The organism is Streptomyces sp. NPDC048111, from assembly GCF_043202815.1.
GTDB lineage: Bacteria > Actinomycetota > Actinomycetes > Streptomycetales > Streptomycetaceae > Streptomyces.
On the sequence record NZ_JBIDBD010000052.1, the window covers coordinates 1 to 19,600 of the forward strand.

Annotated in this window: 16 protein-coding genes and 1 pseudogene; 10 read left to right on the forward strand and 7 right to left on the reverse strand. The window is 73.2% G+C overall.

The features are described from left to right. Window positions 1-286: 286 nt before the first annotated feature. Window positions 287-1,354 (reverse strand): MBL fold metallo-hydrolase, encoded by a 1,068-nt coding sequence (locus tag ACGF3I_RS34445; RefSeq protein ID WP_393139133.1) that lies wholly within the window; start codon window positions 1,352-1,354, stop codon window positions 287-289. A gap of 321 nt (window positions 1,355-1,675) precedes the next feature. Here ACGF3I_RS34445 and ACGF3I_RS34450 point away from each other — a divergent pair, with 321 nt between their 5' ends. From ACGF3I_RS34450 to ACGF3I_RS34475, 6 genes are all read left to right on the forward strand, one after another. Next, window positions 1,676-3,136: an aldehyde dehydrogenase gene (locus ACGF3I_RS34450; RefSeq protein WP_393139135.1), complete on the forward strand. Its 1,461-nt coding sequence runs from the start codon at window positions 1,676-1,678 to the stop codon at window positions 3,134-3,136. Beyond that, window positions 3,136-3,369: a ferredoxin gene (locus ACGF3I_RS34455; protein WP_393139137.1), complete on the forward strand. Its 234-nt coding sequence runs from the start codon at window positions 3,136-3,138 to the stop codon at window positions 3,367-3,369. The genes ACGF3I_RS34450 and ACGF3I_RS34455 overlap by 1 nt, the downstream gene beginning before the upstream one ends. Window positions 3,370-3,564: 195 nt before the next feature. Further along, the gene (gene lanKC, locus ACGF3I_RS34460) at window positions 3,565-6,120 is read left to right on the forward strand and encodes a class III lanthionine synthetase LanKC (RefSeq protein ID WP_393139139.1); all 2,556 of its coding nucleotides are present in this window, start codon (window positions 3,565-3,567) and stop codon (window positions 6,118-6,120) included. Window positions 6,121-6,173: 53 nt separating this feature from the next. Further along, window positions 6,174-6,308, forward strand: coding sequence for a SapB/AmfS family lanthipeptide (locus ACGF3I_RS34465; protein WP_393139141.1), 135 nt, complete (start codon window positions 6,174-6,176; stop codon window positions 6,306-6,308). A 113-nt stretch (window positions 6,309-6,421) separates the two neighbouring features. Next, a complete protein-coding gene (locus ACGF3I_RS34470; RefSeq protein ID WP_393139143.1) occupies window positions 6,422-8,074 on the forward strand; it encodes an ATP-binding cassette domain-containing protein in 1,653 nt (550 codons plus the stop codon). Beyond that, entirely contained in the window at window positions 8,068-9,828 is a 1,761-nt protein-coding gene (locus tag ACGF3I_RS34475; protein WP_393139145.1) for an ATP-binding cassette domain-containing protein, read from the forward strand. Before ACGF3I_RS34470 ends, ACGF3I_RS34475 begins: the two co-directional genes overlap by 7 nt. Here the strand turns inward: ACGF3I_RS34475 and ACGF3I_RS34480 are convergent. Both ACGF3I_RS34480 and ACGF3I_RS34485 read right to left on the reverse strand, forming a co-directional pair. Beyond that, a pseudogene (locus ACGF3I_RS34480) lies at window positions 9,754-10,302 on the reverse strand (LuxR C-terminal-related transcriptional regulator); the annotation flags it as partial. The gene ACGF3I_RS34475 and the pseudogene ACGF3I_RS34480 overlap by 75 nt on opposite strands. A 386-nt stretch (window positions 10,303-10,688) precedes the next feature. Then, window positions 10,689-11,303: a TetR family transcriptional regulator gene (locus ACGF3I_RS34485; protein ID WP_393139147.1), complete on the reverse strand. Its 615-nt coding sequence runs from the start codon at window positions 11,301-11,303 to the stop codon at window positions 10,689-10,691. A gap of 245 nt (window positions 11,304-11,548) precedes the next feature. On the opposite strand from ACGF3I_RS34485, the gene ACGF3I_RS34490 reads away from it, so the two are divergent. The 4 genes from ACGF3I_RS34490 to ACGF3I_RS34505 all read left to right on the forward strand — a co-directional run bounded on the left by ACGF3I_RS34490 (window position 11,549) and on the right by ACGF3I_RS34505 (window position 15,579). After that, window positions 11,549-12,871, forward strand: coding sequence for a glycosyltransferase family 4 protein (locus ACGF3I_RS34490; protein WP_393139149.1), 1,323 nt, complete (start codon window positions 11,549-11,551; stop codon window positions 12,869-12,871). Window positions 12,872-13,009: 138 nt separating this feature from the next. After that, complete coding sequence (locus ACGF3I_RS34495) at window positions 13,010-13,753, forward strand: class I SAM-dependent methyltransferase (protein WP_393139151.1); 744 nt, start codon at window positions 13,010-13,012, stop codon at window positions 13,751-13,753. After that, window positions 13,750-14,826: a prenyltransferase gene (locus ACGF3I_RS34500; protein ID WP_393139153.1), complete on the forward strand. Its 1,077-nt coding sequence runs from the start codon at window positions 13,750-13,752 to the stop codon at window positions 14,824-14,826. The genes ACGF3I_RS34495 and ACGF3I_RS34500 overlap by 4 nt, the downstream gene beginning before the upstream one ends. Before the next feature lie 180 nt (window positions 14,827-15,006). Further along, a complete protein-coding gene (locus tag ACGF3I_RS34505; protein ID WP_393139155.1) occupies window positions 15,007-15,579 on the forward strand; it encodes a hypothetical protein in 573 nt (190 codons plus the stop codon). Between the two features lie 8 nt (window positions 15,580-15,587). Here the strand turns inward: ACGF3I_RS34505 and ACGF3I_RS34510 are convergent, their stop codons facing one another. From ACGF3I_RS34510 to ACGF3I_RS34525, 4 genes are all read right to left on the reverse strand, one after another. After that, window positions 15,588-16,598, reverse strand: coding sequence for an LLM class F420-dependent oxidoreductase (locus tag ACGF3I_RS34510; protein ID WP_393139157.1), 1,011 nt, complete (start codon window positions 16,596-16,598; stop codon window positions 15,588-15,590). A 126-nt stretch (window positions 16,599-16,724) separates the two neighbouring features. After that, a complete protein-coding gene (locus tag ACGF3I_RS34515) occupies window positions 16,725-17,576 on the reverse strand; it encodes a hypothetical protein (protein ID WP_393139159.1) in 852 nt (283 codons plus the stop codon). Window positions 17,577-17,720: 144 nt separating this feature from the next. Further along, window positions 17,721-18,677: an N-acetylmuramoyl-L-alanine amidase gene (locus tag ACGF3I_RS34520; protein ID WP_393139161.1), complete on the reverse strand. Its 957-nt coding sequence runs from the start codon at window positions 18,675-18,677 to the stop codon at window positions 17,721-17,723. A 56-nt stretch (window positions 18,678-18,733) separates the two neighbouring features. Continuing rightward, a complete protein-coding gene (locus ACGF3I_RS34525; RefSeq protein WP_393139163.1) occupies window positions 18,734-19,327 on the reverse strand; it encodes a class I SAM-dependent methyltransferase in 594 nt (197 codons plus the stop codon). Window positions 19,328-19,600 lie beyond the last annotated feature (273 nt).

Sequence of the window (19,600 nt, forward strand, 5' to 3'; positions counted from 1 at the left end):
GCGGAGCCCCCGCCGGGGTTCGAGGGGCGGAGCCCCTCAGGGGGTCTGGGGCGCAGCCCCAGGGCTCAGCCGGTACAACCCGCTGCACGGGCGGGTGGGTGGGCAAACCCCTCGGGGTCTGGGGCGGAGCCCCAGGGGCCGGACCCTTCAACGCGCCGCACGGGCGGGCGGGTGGGCAAACCCCTCGGGGTCTGGGGCGGAGCCCCAGGGAGCCGGGCCATCCGACCCCCTGCACGGGCGGGCGGGTGGGCAAACCCCCCGGGGCCCCGGGCAACCCCCAGGGAGGTCAGATCGCGCGGTAGCGGAGCGGGGGCCCAGGGGCGCGCTCCACACGCCCCAACTTCTCCAACCGCCGCACATGAGCCTCCGCCTCCGCCACAGCAATGGTCCGAGACCCATAAGGAATCCGCCCCCAGGGCCGATTCCACTCCATCCGCTCCGCCAACTCCCACGGAGTCAGCGGCGTGACCAGCAACGCCAGCAACCCGGTGAGGCGGTCCTCGTGGTGGGCCAGCAACTCCCGCACCCGCGCCCCCGGTTCGGTGAAGGCGTGCTGGTGCGCGGGCAGCACCTCGGCGACCCCGAGGCGGCCGATGCGTTCGAGGGAGTCGAGGTAGTCGCCGAGCGGGTCGGTGGCCCCGTCGTCGTCGGGGTCCTCGTACAGGCCGATGTGCGGAGTGATCCCCGGCAGCAGGTGATCGCCGCTGAACAGGCGTCCGTTTCCCGGCAGTTGGGAGGGGTGCTGCTCCTCCAGGTGGAGGCAGACGTGCCCGGGGGTGTGCCCGGGCGTCCAGATCGCGCGGAGCCGGCGCCCGGCCAGCGGGAGCAGGTCGCCCGGCACGATCTCGCGGTCGGGCAGCGCGGCCCGCAGCCCCGGCAGCGTCCGCGTCCGGCCGGACGCGCGGGCCTGGCGCAGCGGCGCGAGATGCTCGTCGGGGGCGCCGACCGCCGCGAGCTTGGCGCACAAGTAGTCGAGCCAGACGCCCGGTTGGGCCTCGCGGGTGCGGCGCACCACGGCCGCGTCGGCCGCGTGCATCGCGATCCAGGCGCCCGAGGCCTCCCTGACCCGGCCGGAGAGGCCGTGGTGGTCGGGGTGGTGGTGGGTGATGACCACCCCGTGCACGTCGCCGACGTCCGTACCGAGGGCGCGCAGGCCGGCGGCCAGGGTGTCCCAGGAGTCCGGGTCGTCCCACCCGGTGTCGACGAGCACCGGCCCCCGGTCGGTGTCGACGAGATGGACGAGGGTGTGGCCGAGCGGATTGTCCGGGATCGGCACCTTGATGGAGTGGACCCCGCCGCCGTGGTCGGTCACCTGGGGTGCGGCCGGCTCCCGCGGCGGCATGGAGTCCTGCATGGAGTCCTCGTCTCTGTGGGCTCGCGGCGGGGCCAGGGGGTGCGCGTGCGGCGGTCCGCCCTCCCGGTCACTATAACTAGAACTGGTTTCAATGGTCGCCCCGGTCACGTAACTGGCCCGGCCCGGCAGCCTGTTGGATGCCCCGGCCCGGCCTCTGCCCCGGCCGTGGACTCCTGGAACTAGAACTGGTATCAGTTCTGAGTCAGGGTCAGGTCCCTACGCACTGCACCGCACGTACCGGCACCGCACGTACCGGCACCGCACGTACCGGCACCGCACGCACCCGCAGCAGTGAAGCCCGCGCCGCAGGAGGCACCAGGCATGACCGAGCTCGTGGAACACGGACAGCTGTTCATCGGCGGGGAGTTGACCGACCCCCTCGGCTCCGACGTCATCGAGGTGATCTCGCCCCACACCGAGCAGGTCATCGGCCGCGTGCCGCACGCCTCGCGCGCGGACGTGGACCGGGCGGTGGCCGCGGCCCGCAAGGCCTTCGACACCGGCCCGTGGGCGCGGGCCACGCCCGAGGAGCGCATCGAGGTCGTGACCCGGATCAAGGACGCGATCCTGACCCGGCACGAGGAGATCGCCCGGTCGATCAGCGCGCAGAACGGCTCCCCGTACTCCTGGAGCGTGCTCGCCCAGGCGCTCGGCGCCATGATGGTGTGGGACTCGGCGATCACCGTGGCACGCCAATTCCCTTACGAGGAACGGCGATCGGGCGCGCTGGGTCCGCTGCTGGTGCGGCGTGAGCCGGTCGGCGTGGTGGCGGCGGTGGTGCCCTGGAACGTGCCGCAGTTCGTGGCCGCGGCCAAGCTCGCGCCCGCGCTGCTCACCGGCTGCTCGGTCGTCCTCAAGCCGTCCCCCGAGACGCCCCTCGACTCCTACATCCTCGGTGAGATCGCCGCCGAGGCCGGGCTTCCCGAGGGGGTGCTCTCGATCCTGCCCGCCGACCGCGAGGTCAGCGAGTACCTGGTGGGGCACCCGGGCGTCGACAAGGTGTCCTTCACCGGGTCCGTCGCGGCCGGCAAACGCGTGATGGAGGTCGCCGCGCGCAACCTCACGCGCGTCACCCTGGAGCTCGGCGGCAAGTCGGCCGCGGTGATCCTGCCCGACGCCGATCTGGAGGCCACCGTCGCGGGCGTCGTCCCGGCCGCGTGGATGAACAACGGGCAGGCCTGTGTGGCCCAGACCCGCATCCTGGCCCCGGCCTCCCGCTACGAGGAGATCGCCGAGGCCTTTGCCGCCGCCGCGGGGGCGCTGGTGGTCGGCGACCCGCTGGACGCGGCCACCCAGGTCGGCCCGCTGGTCGCCCGGCGCCAGCAGCAGCGCTCCCTCGACTACATCAGGATCGGGCAGGAGGAGGGCGCCAAGATCCTGACCGGCGGCGGGCGCCCGGCCGGTCTCGACACCGGCTGGTACGTCGAGCCGACCCTCTTCGGCGGTGTCGACAACGCGATGCGCATCGCCCGCGAGGAGATCTTCGGCCCCGTCATCTGTCTGCTGCCCTACCGCGACGAGGCGGAGGCCCTCAGGATCGCCAACGACTCGGACTACGGACTCAGCGGCAGCGTGTGGACCGGCGACGTCGAGCACGGCGTCGACTTCGGACGCGGGGTGCGCACCGGCACCTTCAACGTCAACACCTTCAGCCTGGACATGCTCGGCCCGTTCGGCGGCTACAAGTCCTCCGGTCTGGGGCGGGAGTTCGGGCCCGAGGGCTTCGGGGCGTACCTGGAGCACAAGATGATCCACCTGCCCGCGGGACACGGAGGCGCGTGATGGGAGACCGCTGGCACATCGAGGTGGACCGGAGCGTGTGCATCGGATCCGGCATGTGCGTCAACCACGCCCCGGCCGGCTTCGCACTCGACTCCGCACGCCAGTCCCACCCCCGCAGCTCCGACACCGACGCGAGCGAACAGGTCCTGGCCGCCGCCGAGGGCTGCCCGGTGGAAGCCATCCTGATCACCCTGGCCGACTCCCGCGAAGTCGTGTACCCGCCCGAGGAGTAGGTCCTGACCGCCCGAGGAGCAGGCCCTGAACAGCCGTGTTCGAGTAGCTGCGAACACAGGTTGATCCATGCGTAGCGCACGGTGACCTGATGACAGGCGTGACTGTCCGGCCCCCTCGGCGGCGTGGAAAAGTCATGGCCACGCCGTCGAGGGGGAAGCGCCAACTCGATGTCATGACGTCGAGGGGGAGGCACTGTGGACAAGCGGTACGAGGTCTTCTGTCTGGCGGACAGAAACTTCTACGAGACCCCGGACCGCTTGTCCTCCTCGTCCACCGGCGCCCGCGTGCCCCTCTTCGAGACGGCACGGCGCCCGGTGCCCGAGGGCTGGACGTCCCAACTGTCCGGCGACTGGCTGCACTTCGGGCCCGAGGCGATACCCGGACGCAGGATCCGGCCGCAGCAGGGCTGGAAGGTCCACGTCTCCGCCTGTCTGGACAACGCCGAGAAGATCGCCGAGCGGGTCTGGGACTACTGCGTCCCGCGCGCCATCCCGTTCAAGTTCGTCCCCGGCCGCCGTCCGCTGCACCTGCGCAACTCCAAGTACGCCGGCCGTGGCTCCAGCGGGAAGTTCGTCACGATCTACCCTGCGGACGAGGCTGAATTCCAGCTCATCTGCGAGGAGTTGGGTGAGCTGCTCGCGGGTGAGGAAGGCCCCTACATCCTCAGCGATCTGCGCTGGGGCCAGGGTCCGCTCTACGTCCGCTACGGCGGCTTCACCAAGCGGCACTGCGTCGACGAGCACGGCCTGCTGGTCACGGCCATCGAGAACGCCGACGGGGTGCTCGTCCCCGACCGCCGCGACCCCGTCTTCCACCTGCCCGAGTGGGTCTCCCTGCCGGAGTTCCTCGCGCCGCACCTCGCCGCCCGCAACGCGACCACCACCGGTGACCTGCCCTACCGCATCGAGCGCGCCCTGCACTTCTCCAACGGCGGCGGCGTCTACGCCGGGACCGACACCCGCACCGGCGAGAAGGTCGTGCTCAAGGAGGCCAGGCCGCACGCGGGACTCGCCGCGGACGGCGCCGACGCGGTGGCCCGCCTGGAGCGCGAGAAGGCCGCCCTGGAACAGGTCGCCGGCCTGGGCGTCGCCCCCGCCGTCCGCGACTGGTTCACCCTCGGCGACCACCGCTTCCTGGTGATGGACTTCCTCGAAGGGCGCTCCCTCAACTCCTTCTTCGCCCACCGCCACCCGCTGATCGGCGAGGACCCGGATCCGCAGGTGATCGACGAGTACACCCGGTGGGCGCTGCGCGTCGTGGCGGCGACCGAGGAGGCGGTGGCCGCGGTGCACTCGCGGGGCATCGTCTTCAACGACCTGCACATGTTCAACATCATGGTCGACCCGGGCGAACAGGGCGTCCACCTCCTGGACTTCGAGGCCGCGCTGCCCGTCGACGACCACCGCGGCCAGTCCATGGCCCACCCCGGATTCATCGCGCCGATCGACCGCAAGGGCTTCGACGTCGACCGCTACGCACTGGCCTGTCTGCGGCTCGCGCTGTTCGTGCCGATGACCAGCCTGCTGGTGGTCGACCGGGCCAAGGCCGCCCACCTCGCCGAGATCGCCGCCTCCCAGTTCCCCGGCCTGCCCGCCGGCTACCTGGACGAGGCGGTCCGGGTGATCGAGGGCGCGGACGCGACCGGGCGCCGGGGCCTGCCCGCCGAGCCGGGCGACTGGCCCGCGAGCCGGGACTCCATGGCCCGCGCGATCCTGGCCTCCGCGACCGCGGACCGCGACGACCGGCTCTACCCCGGCGACATCGCCCAGTTCACCGAGGGCGGCGGCCTCGGCCTCGCGCACGGCGCGGCCGGCGTGCTCTACGCACTCGACGTGACGGGCGCCGGACGCCACGAGGAGGGCGAGCGCTGGCTGCTCGCCCACACCGACCCGCCGCCGCCGGGCACCCCGCTCGGCCTGTACGACGGGCTGGCCGGAGTCGCGTACGTGCTCGACCGGCTCGGGCACACCGAGCGCGCCCACGCCCTGGTCGAGACCGTCCTCACCGAGAAGTGGCAGCGCCTCGCCCCCGAACTGCACGGCGGACTCGCCGGGCTCGGACTCGTCCTCGACCACCTCGGCTTCAAGGAGCAGGCACTGGAGGTCGCCGACCTGCTCGCCGCGCGCCCCCACGAGGGCCGCAGGGCCGGTCTGCTGCACGGTGCGAGCGGACCCGCGCTGTTCCTGATCCGCCTGTACGAGTCCACCGGCGACCCCGCGCTGCTCGACCGCGCGGCCGAGGAACTGCGCCGCGACCTCGGGCGGTGCGTCACCAACCCGGCGGGCACCCTCGTCGTGGACGACACCACGCGCACCCTGCCCTACCTCGGCGGCGGCAGCGTCGGCATCGCCGCCGTCCTCGACGACTTCCTCGCCCACCGCCCCGACGAGGCGTTCCGCGAGGCGCGCGAGCAGATCCTGCCCGCGGCCCGCTCCCGCTACTACGCGCAGTCCGGTCTGTTCAACGGACGCGCCGGCATGGTGCTCCACCTGGCGAGGACCGGGGCGCCGCGCGCCCGGACCGAGGAGCAGATCCGCCACCTCGCCTGGCACGCACTGCCCTACCAGGGCGAACTCGCCTTTCCCGGCGACCAGTTGATGCGGCTGTCCATGGACCTCGCGACCGGCACGGCGGGCTGCCTCCTGGCACTCGGCGCGGCCCTCGCCGACCGGCCCGTGACCCTGCCGTTCCTGGCGCCCACCCCCGCCGCCCCACCGGGCGGCCCCACAGACGGCCCCATCCGGGGCTGAGCCAAACCCCGTCCCCACGGACGGCTCGTACATCGCCGACAAAGGAGAAAGCAATGTCCCTTCTGGACCTGCAGAACCTCGACGTTGAGCTCGACACCGACGAGAACGGCGGCGGCCACGGCGGCGGCGGCAGCTCCCTGAGCCTGCTCCTCTGCGACAGCGTCGCCTCCGTGACGCTCTGCCTGTAATTCGGTCGCTGCACTTGTCATCACCGCTCCTCGCGGTGACGCAGTGAACGACGCGGCCCCGTCCGGCACCGCTCGCCGGCCGGGGCCGCCGCACGCGGGAGGCCGCTTTGCTGTTGCGCGAGACCGTCCGGCAGAGCGCCGGACCCGGCGCCCTGATCCTGCTGCTCAGCTGCGCCTCGGCCGGCGCCGCGCTCGCCCTTCCCGCGGCCCTGGGCCGCGCCCTCGACCGGGTCCTGGCCGGCCGTCAGACACAGGCCGGACCCTGGATCACCCTCGTCGCCGTCCTCACCGTCCTCGTGGTCCTGATCGGCGCGCTCGAATCCGCCGTCACCGCCACCGCGAGCGCCCGCAGCGCCGCCTGGATCCGGCGCCGCGTCCTTGGCCACGTCCTGGACGCGGGCACCCGACAGGCCTGCTCCGAAGGCGAGTTGGTGGCCCGCCTCACCGGAAACGCGGTCCAGGGGGCGACCGTGCCGGTCTCCGTCGCGGGCACCCTGGCGGCCGTCGTCACCCCCATCGGCGGCTTGGTCGCGCTCGCCCTCACCGACCTGCTGACCGCCCTGGTGGTGCTCGCCGGGCTGCCGCTGTTCGCGCTGCTCCTCAAGGTGTTCGTACGGGGCTCGGGCGCCAGCAGCGCCGGCTATCTGCACACCCAGGGCGAGATCGCGGGCCGGCTGCTCGAAGCGGTGCGCGGCGCCCGCACCATCGCCGCCGCCGGTCACCCCGAGCGCGACGCGCGGCGCATCCTCGCCCCGCTGCCCGAACTCTCCCGCCAGGGGCACCGGATGTGGGAGGTGCTCGGCCGCTCCACCGCCCAGGCCGCGATCCTGCTGCCGCTGCTCCAGATCGCCGTCCTCGCGGTCGCCGGACTGCGTGTCGCGCACGGCGACCTGAGCGTGGGCGGCCTGCTCGCCGCCTGGCGCTACGCCGCCCTCGCCACCGGCACCGGCGCGCTGGTCGGCATGGTCAACACCCTCACCCGCGGCCGCACGGCCCTGGCCCGCCTCCAGGACGTCGTCGAAGCTCCGACCGTCCCGTACGGCGTACGCGAACTACCGCCCGGCAAGGGCGAGTTGAGGCTCCGTGGCATCGTGCACGGGCCGCTGCGCGGCCTCGATCTGACGGTGCCCGGCGGGTCCGTCGTCGCGGTCGTCGGCCGCTCGGGCAGCGGCAAGTCGGCGCTCGCGGCGGTCGCGGGGCGCCTGGTGGACCCGGAGTCCGGCACGGTCGCGCTCGACGGCGTCGCACTGCCCGAACTCTCCCGGGGCGCGCTGCGCCGGGCCGTCGGCTACGCCTTCGCCCGGCCCGTGCTGCTCGGCGCGACCGTGGGCGACACCATCGCCTACGGCGCCGAGGACCCCGGGGACGCGACGGTGCGGGCCGCCGCGCGGGCCGCCTGCGCCGACCCCTTCATCCGGACGATGCCCGCCGGCTACGCCACGCCCTGCGCGACCGCCCCGCTCTCCGGCGGAGAGGCCCAACGCCTGGGCCTGGCGCGGGCGTTCGCCCATCCCGGCCGCCTGCTCATCCTGGACGACGCCACGTCGAGCCTGGACTCGGCCACCGAACTCAAGGTCTCCCAGGCCCTGCTGCACGGCAGCGGCACCCACCTCATCATCGCCCAGCGGGCCGCCACCGCCGCCCGGGCCGACCTCGTGGTGTGGCTGGAGCACGGCCGTCTCCGCGCTCTCGCACCGCCGCGCGAACTGGCCCAACTGCCGGACTATCGCGCGGTTTTTGAGGAAGAGGAGGCGACCTCGTGCTGAAGCGCGTGCTGCGCGGGCGCGGGCGGGTCCTGGGCCGCCTCGCCGGCTGGTCGCTCCTGGAGTCCGCGCAGACCTTCCTGCTCGGCTTCGCCCTCGCCCGCGCCCTCGACGACGGCTTCCTCGCCGGCCGCGCCGCCGCCGGGCTCGGCTGGCTCGCCGCGGCCGGTGCGGCCGTGCTCGCCGGGGCGCTCGGCACCCGCAGGGTGTACGGGGCCGTCGCCGCGTTCGTCGAGCCCATCCGGGACGAACTCGTACGGGACGTGGTGACGCGCGGGCTGCGGGAGGCGGACGACGCGGCCCTGTCGCGCCTGACCCAGCAGGTGGAACTCGCCCGCGACACCCTCTCCGGGCTCGTCCTGGTCGCCCGCACCTTCGTCTTCACCGCCGCGGGCGCCCTGATCGGCCTGTTCGCCCTCGCGCCCGTGCTGCTCGCCGTGGTCGGGGGGCCGCTGGCGGCCGGGCTCGCCCTTTTCGCCGTGACGCTCGGGCCGCTGGCCCGGCGCCAGGAGGAGTTCCTGGCCGCCGACGAACGCCTGGCGGCCGAACTCGCCCTGACCGCCGAGGGGTTGCGCGACGTCGCCGCCTCCGGGGCGCAGGAACGGGCCGCCGCGAGCGCCGGTGTCCGCATCGACGCGGAGTACCGCGCGGCGCGCTCGCTCGCGTACTGGGGCACGGCCAGGACGTTCGCCGTCGGCATCGGCGGACGCCTGCCGCTGGTGCTGCTCCTGGGCGCGGCGCCCTGGCTGCTGCGGCACGGCGTCACCGCGGGCGCCCTGGCCGGCGCGCTCGCCTACCTCACCCAGTCACTGCTGCCCGCCCTCCAGGCCCTGGTGCAGGGCCTCGGCACCTCGGGCGCCCGGCTGACGGTGGTCCTGCGCCGGCTGACCGCGGGGGAGGGGAGCCGCCCGGCGCCGCCGGAGCCCGTGCGGGGGGAGTGCCCGGTGCGGTTGCGCGGGGTGGTCTTCGCGTACGGGCCGGGCGCGGCGCCCGTCCTCGACGCGCTCGACCTCACGGTGCGGCCGGGGGAGCGGCTCGCGGTGGCGGGGCCCAGCGGCATCGGCAAGTCCACTCTGCTCGGCCTCGTCGCGGGGGTGCTGCGGCCGGACGCCGGTGAGGTGGTGACCGGGTGCGAGCGGGTGCTCGTGCCGCAGGAGGCGTACGTCTTCACCGCCACCCTGCGCGAGAACCTCGGCTATTTCTGCCGCGAACTCCCGCCCGACGAGGCCCTGTTGGCGTCGGCCGACGCCGTGGGGGCGGGTCCGCTGCTCGCGCGGCTCGGCGGGCTCGACGCGGTGCTCGACCCCGCCGCCCTCGGCAACGCCGAACGGCAGCTGATCGCGCTCGCCCGGGCCCATGCGGCGCCGGCCCCCCTGGTCCTGCTCGACGAGGCGACCTGCCACCTGGACCCGGCCGCCGAGGCGCGTGCGGAGCGGGCGTTCGCCGGACGCACGCTGGTGCTGGTCGCCCACCGCACCGGTTCGGCGCGGCGCGCGGACCGCGTCCTGCTCATGGACGGGGCCCACGCCGAACTCGGCACCCACGAGGAGCTGTTGGCCCGCTCCCCCTTCTACCGCGACCTCACCGGGACCGGTGTCTCACACCCAGCCCTCCCCCTGGGAGATCCGTATCGCGTCGATCCGGTTGCGCGCGCCGGTCTTACGGGTGATGGCGGCCATGTAGTTGCGCACGGTGCCGTTGGACAGGTGCAGGCGAAGGGCGATGTCGGAGACCGAGGCGCCCTCCGCGGCGAGTGACAGGACGCTCAACTCCCTTTGCGTGAGGGGCATTTCGGCGGCGCGCAGAAAACTGAAGCCGAGGGAGTCGGCGACGAACCGTTTCCCCTCGGCGACCTGTCTGAGGGCCAGGATCAGGTTCTCCGGTGTACCTCCCTTGTCCACGTAGCCGCGCGCGCCCGCGTCGGCCGCCCGTTTCAGCGGTCCCGGACGATGTGCGTCGGCCAGCACCAGCAGTCGGCTCTTGCCGGTGCCGGGGCGGCAGCCGGTCAGTTCGCCGAGCGGTGCGATTCCGTAGGACTCCGAACTGTCCAGGTCGGCCGCGCAGACGTCCGGGCTCATTAATCGCGCCAGCGCCGGGGCGCCGCGCCAGGGGGAGTGCTGAACCTCCAGGTCGGGCTCGCGTGCGAGGCGGTCGGCCAGGGCCGACCGCAAGAGACACGCGTCGTGCACGAGAAGTACCCGGATCACGTTTCCAGCTCCTTCCAGGCTCATCGCTACCGGCGCCTTCGTTGGGCACGCAACGATTCTGGGCGGCGGTTACCCCTGAGATGGCGCGGGTGAACAGATTGGTGGGGGGCACTGGGGGCGCGCACCCGCGCACACGGGGCGCGCCACGCGCCGCCTGGGCGCACCCCCCGGCACCCCCCACTGTCCGGCCCGGGCCCGGAGCCCCCGGTTCCCCAAGCCCCTGACCGGCCTTCCTTCGCGTGCCGCTTCAGCGCAGCCCCCTGGGGGCGCGGGGAACGGCGCGAACGGCCCCCACCGGGCCGCAGGGTGTCCCAGGACCTGTGGGGTCGTCTTTCGGCCTCGGGCCGTGAGTGGCCGCTCGCGCAGTTCCCTGCGCCCCTTGGCGGGGCTGGTGCTGCGGGGTGGGCTCGTCAGGAGGGTGGGGTGGTCAGGTCGATCAGTTTGCAGACTGTTTCGATGTCGATCTTGACCTGGGCGATCGACGCCCGCCCCGAGAGCCAGGTGATCAGCGCGGAGTGCCAGGTGTGCTCGATGACCCGCACCGCGGAGAGCTGCTCGGGGGTGGGGTGTTCGAGCCCCATCGCGTCCAGGATGATCGCCGTGGTCTGCCGCGAGACCGTGTCGACCTCGGGGCTCACCGAGCGGTCCGCGAAGGTGAGCGCCCGCACCATCGCGTCCGCGAGATGCGGCTCGCGCTGGAGCGCGCGGAAGGCCCGCATGAGGGTTTCGGCCACCCGCTCGGCCGATCCCGCCCCCGACGGCGGATGCTTGCGCAAAGTGCCGTGCAGATGCTGGAGCTGGTCCTGCATCGTCGCGACCAGCAGATGGATCTTGGAAGGGAAGTAGCGGTACAGCGTGCCGAGCGCGACCCCCGCCGCCTCGGCGACCTCGCGCATCTGGACCGCGTCGAAGCCACCGCGGCTGGCCAGCTGGGCGCTCGCGTGCAGGATGCGACGGCGCCGGGCCTCCTGGCGTTCCGTCAGAGGAGGCGTGGCCGGGGTGGCCGCCTTGGCTTCCGCTGTCATGTGTCCCGTTCCGTTTGTCCAGTTCTCCGGCGTTCTCTGCCACGGTGTTCGGCGGCCCAGCATGGCAGGGGCCCCGCCGTGGCGCGAATCACCTGATCCGGCTCTTACAGTCGCGCTACCTGCCGGTAGATTCGAAGCTCCTTGAGTGATCACAGAACGCTCAAGAAGGATCAAGTCTGGAACTTGTTCTAGATTAGCGCGAGCGGTTACGCTCCGGCGAAACGCAGTGATGAAGGGGGCCGCGAGTGACCGCTGAGGCCATAGAGGCAGGCCCCCGCACCGGGGCCGCCGATCGTGCGGGCGAACGCCCGCTGCGGATCGCCCTCCTGACGTACAAGGGGAACCCGTTCTGCGGTGGCCAGGGCGTCTACGTCCGCCACCTCTCCCGCGAGCTCGCCCGGCTCGGGCACAGCGTCGAGGTGATCGGCGCCCAGCCCTACCCCGTACTCGACGAGGGCGTCCCGCTCACCGAGCTGCCCAGCCTCGACCTCTACCGCTCGCCCGATCCCTTCCGTACGCCCGCCAGGGACGAGTACCGGGACTGGATCGACCGCCTGGAGGTGGCCGCCATGCGCACCGGCGGCTTCCCCGAGCCGCTCACGTTCTCGCTGCGCGCCCGGCGCCATCTGGCCGCCCGCCGGGGCGAGTTCGACGTCGTGCACGACAACCAGACGCTGGGCTACGGACTGCTCGGCGATGTCGGCGCCCCCCTGGTCACCACGATCCACCACCCCATCACGGTGGACCGCAGGCTCGAACTGGACGCCGCGCCCGACTGGAAGCGCCGCGCGTCGGTGCGCCGCTGGTACGGCTTCACGCGCATGCAGAAGCGCGTGGCCCGTCGGCTCCCCTCGGTGCTCACCGTCTCCGGCACCTCCAAGGGCGAGATCGTGGACCACCTCGGGGTCCGCGAGGACCGCATCGAGGTCGTGCACATCGGCGCCGACACCGGCCTGTGGTCGCCCGACCCGTCCGTCGCCGAGGTACCGGGACGGATCGTGACGACCTCCAGCGCCGACGTTCCGCTCAAGGGCCTGGTCTTCCTCGTGGAGGCCCTCGCCAAGCTGCGCACCGAGCATCCGGCGGCCCACCTCGTCGTCGTCGGCAAGCGCGCCGAGGACGGGCCGGTGGCCCAGGCCATCGAGAAGTACGGGCTCGCGGACGCGGTCCGGTTCGTCAAGGGCGTCACCGACGCCGAGCTGGTCGACCTCGTACGCTCCGCCCAGATCAGCTGCGTGCCCTCGCTCTACGAGGGGTTCTCGCTGCCCGCGGCCGAGGCCATGGCCACCGCGACCCCGCTGCTCGCCACGACCGGCGGCGCGATCCCCGAGGTCGCCGGCACCGACGGCGAGACCTGCCTCGCGGTGCCGCCCGGCGACGCGGGAGCGCTGGCCGCCGGCCTCTCCCGGCTGCTCGGCGACCCGGCCCTGCGGACCCGCCTCGGCGCGGCCGGACGCGAACGGGTCCTGGAACGCTTCACCTGGGCCCGCGCCGCCCAGGGCACCGCCGCGCTCTACCGCGAGGCCATCGCCGCCCAGGGCCGCCCGGCCGGGAAACCGGCCAGGTGACCCGGAGCGCGAGCCCCGCGCCCCTCCGGTGGACCGCTCCGGCGCCCGGCCGCCCCGCGGTCCCCGGGGGTGCCTGATGCGGCGGCACCCCCCGAACCCCGCCCGACACCATCCCCCCGTCCGCGAAAGCAGGCATCCGTGCTGACCGTCGACTTCTCCCGCTTCCCGCTCGCACCGGGCGACCGTGTGCTCGACCTGGGCTGCGGCGCGGGCCGGCACGCCTTCGAGTGCTACCGGCGCGGCGCCCAGGTCGTGGCGCTCGACCAGAACGGCGAGGAGATCCGCGAGGTCGCCAAGTGGTTCGCCGCCATGAAGGAGGCCGGTGAGGCGCCCGAGGGCGCGACCGCCACCGCGATGGAGGGCGACGCCCTCAACCTGCCCTTCCCCGACGAGTCGTTCGACGTCGTGATCATCTCCGAGGTCATGGAGCACATCCCCGACGACAAGGGCGTGCTCGCCGAAATGGTCCGCGTGCTGCGCCCCGGCGGCCGCATCGCGGTCACCGTGCCGCGCTACGGGCCCGAGAAGGTGTGCTGGGCGCTGTCCGACGCGTACCACGAGGTCGAGGGCGGGCACATCCGCATCTACAAGGCGGACGAGCTCATCGGCAAGATGCGCCAGGCCGGCCTCAAGCCGTACGGCAGCCACCACGCCCACGCCCTGCACTCGCCGTACTGGTGGCTCAAGTGCGCCTTCGGCGTCGACAACGACAAGGCGCTGCCGGTGAAGGCGTACCACCAGCTCCTGGTCTGGGACATCATGGGGACGCCCGGCATCAGCACCGTCACACGGCTCGCCGAGCGGGCCCTGAACCCGCTCGTCGGCAAGAGCTTCGTGGCCTACGCGACCAAGCCGCACCTGCCCGTGAGCGCCGCCAAGTGACCTCTCCGGAGCGCACCGAACACCTCGTGCTGCCCGGGGTGCTCACGGCCGATGAGGCCGGGCGGACGGTCGCGGCGCTGCTCGCGGTCCAGCGCGCCGACGGCGCCATCCCCTGGTTCCGCGGCCACCACCTCGACCCGTGGGACCACACCGAGGCGGCCATGGCGCTCGACGCGGCCGGCGAACACGCCGCCGCCGAGCGCGCCTACGACTGGCTCGCCCGGCACCAGAACCAGGACGGCTCCTGGTTCGCCGCCTACCACGACGGCGCGCACGACCAGGTGACCGACCGCGGCCGGGAGTCCAACTTCGTCGCCTACGTCGCGGTCGGCGTGTGGCACCACTACCTGGCGACCGGCGACGACACCTTCCTCGACCGGATGTGGCCCACGGTCTTCGCGGCCGTCGAATGGGTCCTCGCCCTCCAGCAGGGCGGCGGGCAGATCGGCTGGAAGCGCGAGGAGGACGGCACCGCCGTCACCGACGCGCTGCTCACCGGCAGCTCCTCGGTGCACCACGCCCTGCGCTGCGCGCTCGCCATCGCCGAGCAGCGCGAAGAGCCGCAGCCCGACTGGGAGTTGGCGGCCGGGGCACTCGCCCATGCCATCCAGCACCACCCCGAGCGCTTCCTCGACAAGTCCCGCTATTCGATGGACTGGTACTACCCGGTCCTCGGCGGCGCGCTCACCGGCGAGGCCGCCAAGGCCCGCATCGATGCGATGTGGGACGACTTCGTGGTGCCGGGTCTCGGGGTGCGCTGCGTGCTGCCCAACCCGTGGGTCACCGGCGGCGAGAGCTGTGAACTGGCCCTGGCGCTCTGGGTGACCGGCGAGTCCGACCGGGCCCTGGAGATCCTCCAGTCGATCCAGCACCTGCGCGATCCGAAGACCGGCATGTACTGGACGGGCTACGTCTTCGAGGGCAACCGCGCGGTGTGGCCCGAGGAGCTCACGACGTGGACCGCGGGCTCGCTGCTGCTCGCGGTCGCGGCGCTCGGCGGCGACGAGCCGACGGCCGCGGTGTTCGGCGGGGACCGGCTGCCCAGGGGCCTGGCGCCCTACTGCTGCGGCTGAGCGGTCGGCCGAAACCCGGGCCGGCCGCACCCCGGGCCCGCCGAAACCCCCGGGCCGGCCGAAACCCCGAACGGGCGCGGCCCCGCAAGGGGCGCGCCCCGTTCGGAGTCGCCCGGGTGGCGCAGTGCGAGGGGCCGGGTGAGGCTGCCGGGGAGGCCGACACATCCCCCGGAGGTCATCGTGCCCACTACGTTCCCCATCCGCCGCATACTCGTGGCGGTCGTCCTGTCCTGCGCCGTCCTGGTGTCGACGACCGCCTGCGGACAAGAGACCCGTTCCACCACCCGGAACGCCGCGCTGACCGCGGCGGAGAGCACCCCGTCGCCGTCCGCGTCGGCCGAGCGCCAGAAGCTCGCCAAGACGCGCTTCGTCGCCAACGCGGGGCTCGCGGCGGGCGCCGCCTACCAGTGGATCGTCAAACCCTACAAGGCGGGCAAGTTCAAGAAGGGCGCCAAGGGCCGTACGTTCGCCCTCGTCAAGGCCGGTCTGGCCGGCGCCTTCACGTACAACCGGCTGAAGGCCGCCACCGAGAACGCCAAGGGCGACCCGCTGCTGTCCAAGGCCGTCGCCCCGCTCACCTCCGGCATCGACTCGCTGAAGAACCTGGGCGGCAAGCTGCGCAAGGGCGAAGCGAACGACAACGACGTCGGCATGTTCGAGAACATGATCAACGGCGTCAAGGACGCGGGCCAGAAGGCGGGTGCGCCGGTCAAGGACAAGGTGCCCTCGGCCGGCCAGCTCAGCGGCGGCTGACCGCGCGCCTAGGAGTTCAGCTCCGCCATGACGCGCAGCGTGCGAGGGTCCGGTGAGGTGACCAGCAGGTCCGTCACCGGGCCCTTGCGCCACAACTCAAGGCGTTCGGCGATGCGTTGACGCGGCCCGATCAGCGAGATCTCGTCGGCGAACGCGTCCGGCACGGCGAGCACCGCCTCCTCGCGGCGGCCCGCCGCGAACAGCTCCTGGATGCGGCGGGCGGCGTCCGCGTACCCCATGCGCGCCATCAGATCGGCGTGGAAGTTGCGGGCCGCGTGGCCCATGCCGCCGATGTAGAAGCCGAGCATCGCCTTGACCGGCAGCAGCCCCTCGGTCACGTCGTCGCAGACGTGGGCCCGCACCATGGGCGCCACCACGAAGCCCTCGCGCAACCGCGCGAGCGGCGCTTCGTAGACGTCGGTGCGGGTCGGCGACCAGTACAGCGGGAGCCAGCCGTCCGCGATGCGGGTGGTCTGGGCGACGTTCTTCGGCCCCTCGGCGCCGAGGAGGAGGGGGACGTCCGGGCGCAGGGGGTGGGTGATCGCCCTGAGCGGCTTGCCGAGCCCCGTGCCGTCCGGGCCCGCGTAGGGGAGCGCGTGGAAGCGGCCGTCGAGCTCCACCGGGGCTTCGCGGCGCAGCACTTGGCGGATGACGTCCACGTACTCGCGGGTCGCGGTGAGCGGGCTCGCGGGGAACGGGCGGCCGTACCAGCCCTCGACGACCTGGGGGCCCGAGAGGCCGAGGCCCAGCATCATCCGGCCGCCGGAGAGGTGGTCCAGGGTGAGGGCGTGCATGGCGGTGGCGGTGGGGGTGCGGGCGGCCATCTGGGCCACCGCGGTGCCGAGCCGGATGCGGGAGGTGTGCGCGGCGATCCAGGTCAGCGGGGTGAAGGCGTCCGAGCCCCAGGCCTCCGCCGTCCACACCGAGTCATAGCCCAACTCCTCGGCGCTGCGGGCGAGTTCGAGGTGGGCGGGGTTGGGCCCGCGTCCCCAGTAGCCGAGTGCGAGTCCCAGGCGCATGGGGCGTCCCTTCCAGTTGTCCGACGAGCCGCTGTCCGAGACCCTGATCTGACGGGCCGTCAGGGGACTGTAGGGCAACGGCCCCCCGCCCGGAAGGGGCGGGGGGCCGTCGAGGAGCCCGGGGGATCAGCCGCGCTGGATTCCGGTGGTGTCCTGCAGCACGCCGCGGCGGCCGTCCTGCGTCTGGGCGACCAGGCCCGGGCCGCGCTGGTCGACGGCCAAGTACCAGGTGCCGGGCGCCAGTTCGGCGATCGGGGTGGGCGAGCCGTCCTCCGCGTAGAGCGGGCGGGCGACGGGGACCGCGAACCAGAACGGGGCGAAGTCGCCCGCCGGGGCGGCGGCGGCCTGGGCCTGGCTGTCCTGGTGCGCCTCCGGGGCCGGGGCCTGCGCGCCGAACGGCTGGGCCTGGGCGTGGGGCTGGCCGCCGAGGCTCGGGTCACCGGCCTGGGCGCCGTAGGGCTGCTGGGCGGCGCCGGGGTAGCCGTAGCCACCCGCCGGCTGGGCCGCGCCCGGGTAGCCGTAGGCCTGCGGGGCGGCCGGCTTCGGGGCGCCCATCAGCGGCGCCTTGAGCGCGCCGATCATCGGCGAGGCCACGGCGGCCGCGGCCAGCACCAGCGTGGCGATGAGACCGAGGATCATGCCGGCGCCGGAGTTGCGCGCGTCGATGATCGTCCAGAAGGCGGTCCACGCGGCGAAGATCGTCAGAGCCACGCCGAACTGCGTGAGGTCCAGGCCCGCGACCTTCTTGGGCTGCGGCAGCGAACGGCCCACGACCACGAGCACCGCACCGATGATGCCGGCCAGGAACATGCTCATCAGGAGCGAGAGCGAGTCCCAGGCGTTCGGCTCGTCGGACGGCGGGCAGAACTGGCCGGCGCAGCTCGGAGCGGACGTGAGACTCAGGAACGAGGCGATGAACAGCACCACCGCTGCGCCGATCACCACGCCGTCGCCTCGTGTGAGGGAGCGGATGTTCACGTAAAAGTCCTCTTTTGTGTCGTCTCGTCGGGGCGGTCATCGCTGCCGCCGGTGTACGTGCACACGGCGTGAAGCTCTAGGTGGTTCCCCCTGTGCGGATGAATCTATCGTCTGGAGCTGTGGGCCGTACGGCGGGTCGGGAGCCTACCCGGCGAGGAACGCGGTAATGCCGTCGGCGATCCCCTGGGCCGCCTTCTGGTGCCAGTCCGCGTTCTTGAGGGACGCCGCGTCCTGCGAATCCCGCATGTTTCCGCACTCGATGAACACCTTGGGCACCGTCGAGAGGTTGAGGCCGCCCAGGTCGTCGCGGGTGTCGAGGGCGGTGCCGTCGCCCACGTAGTTGGACGGCTTCATGCCGGTGTCCAGGACGAATTTCCCCGCGATCCGCACACCGAGTTCACGCGAGGGCCCCACGATCGGGGCGGTGTCGGCCTTACCGCCCTTGACCTTGGCGGGCAGGATGACGTGGAAGCCGCGCTGGCCCTGGGCCGCGCCGTCCGCGTGCACCGATACGACGGCGTCCGCCTTTGCCTGATTCCCGATCCGGGCCCGCTCGTCCACGCACGGGCCGAATGTCCGGTCGCCGTTCTGCGTGAAGACCACCTTCGCGCCCTGCTTTTCGAGGATCGCCCTGATCCGGCGCGACACATCGAGGGTGAACTCGGCTTCCGTATAACCGTCGTTGGTCTCGGTGCCGGTGGTGTCGCATTCCTTCTCGTTCGTTCCGATGTCCACCGGCTCATTGATCTCTTGTGTATGCCGGAAATTATTCGGATTGTGACCCGGGTCGACGACGACGGTCTTTCCGGCGAGCGGCAGGCGGGCGGATCCGCCCGGCGGCGAGGACGGGGCCGCGGAGGACGGGGCGGCCGTCGCCGGGGTGCTCGCGCCGCCGGTCGTGGGGTGCCCGGACGGCGCGGAGTGGCTGGGCTGCGCCTGCTGCGGCTTGTCGTCCTGCCCCCCGGATCCGCTCGTCGCGTGCCACACCAGATAGCCCGCGAGCGCGGTCGGCGCGAGCGCGGCGAGGGTGACGAGGGCCCTGCCGCGCCCGCGGCGCGACCGGCTGCTGTCCGGATTCGATGACTCGCTGTCGTACGGCACGAGGCGATGCTAGCCGCGCACCCGCGTCCGGCCCGGGCATCCGGCGCCGGGCGGTGTCACAGCGTGGCGCCGGTGCGCCGCAGTACCCGCAGCGAGTCGGTCGCCGAGACCTCCGTGAACGCGCCGGACCGAAGGGCCCGCAGGTAGACGCGGTACGGGGCCTGGCCGGTGAACTCGTCGACCGGATCGGGGAAGACGTCGTGGATGACGAGCGTGCCGCCCTCGGCGAGCTTCGGCGCCCAGCCCTCGTAGTCGGCGGTGGCGTGCTCGTCGGTGTGCCCGCCGTCGATGAACACCAGCCCCAGCGGGCCGCCCCACGCCCGCGCGACCTGCGGGGAGCGCCCCACCACCGCGATGACGTGGTCCTCGAGGCCGGCCGCGTGCAGGGTGCGCCGGAAGGTGGGCAGCGTGTCCATCCGGCCCACCACGGGATCGACGACCTCCGGGTCGTGGTACTCCCAGCCCGGCTGCTGCTCCTCGCTGCCGCGGTGGTGGTCGACGGTGACGGCGACCGTGCCGGCCGCGCGGGCGGCGTCGGCGAGCAGGATCGTGGAGCGCCCGCAGTAGGTGCCGACCTCCAGGAGCGGAAGCCCGAGCGACCCGGCCGCGACGGCCGCCTCGTACAGGGCGAGCCCTTCCTTCACGGGCATGAACCCCTTGGCCGCCTCGAAGGCGGCCAGGATCTGAGGCTGGGGAGTGGCCACGGCCCGGCTCCTTGGTGTCGTACGTGTGTGGGCGGTCCATGGTGCCGTACGCGGCGGGGGCGGCCGTGGGCGGGACCGCGCGATGCCGGGCCGGGGGACGCCGGGCCGGGCGACGCCGGGACGGGCTGTCCTGTCCGACTGAAGATTGCGAGAGGTGAGTCGGCTGACCTGCGCTTCGCAATCTTGGGCGGGGCTGGCGAGTGCTGGGCTGTCTCGACG

Excerpts from the sequence above, each read along its gene's own strand:
- ACGF3I_RS34525 (WP_393139163.1), bottom strand. The coding sequence starts at position 19,327 with ATGCCCGTGAAGGAAGGGCTCGCCCTGTACGAGGCGGCCGTCGCGGCC.
- ACGF3I_RS34485 (WP_393139147.1), bottom strand. The coding sequence starts at position 11,303 with ATGACAGCGGAAGCCAAGGCGGCCACCCCGGCCACGCCTCCTCTGACG.
- ACGF3I_RS34455 (WP_393139137.1), top strand. The coding sequence starts at position 3,136 with ATGGGAGACCGCTGGCACATCGAGGTGGACCGGAGCGTGTGCATCGGA.
- ACGF3I_RS34450 (WP_393139135.1), top strand. The coding sequence starts at position 1,676 with ATGACCGAGCTCGTGGAACACGGACAGCTGTTCATCGGCGGGGAGTTG.
- ACGF3I_RS34510 (WP_393139157.1), bottom strand. The coding sequence starts at position 16,598 with ATGCGCCTGGGACTCGCACTCGGCTACTGGGGACGCGGGCCCAACCCC.
- ACGF3I_RS34465 (WP_393139141.1), top strand. The coding sequence starts at position 6,174 with ATGTCCCTTCTGGACCTGCAGAACCTCGACGTTGAGCTCGACACCGAC.
- ACGF3I_RS34445 (WP_393139133.1), bottom strand. The coding sequence starts at position 1,354 with ATGCAGGACTCCATGCCGCCGCGGGAGCCGGCCGCACCCCAGGTGACC.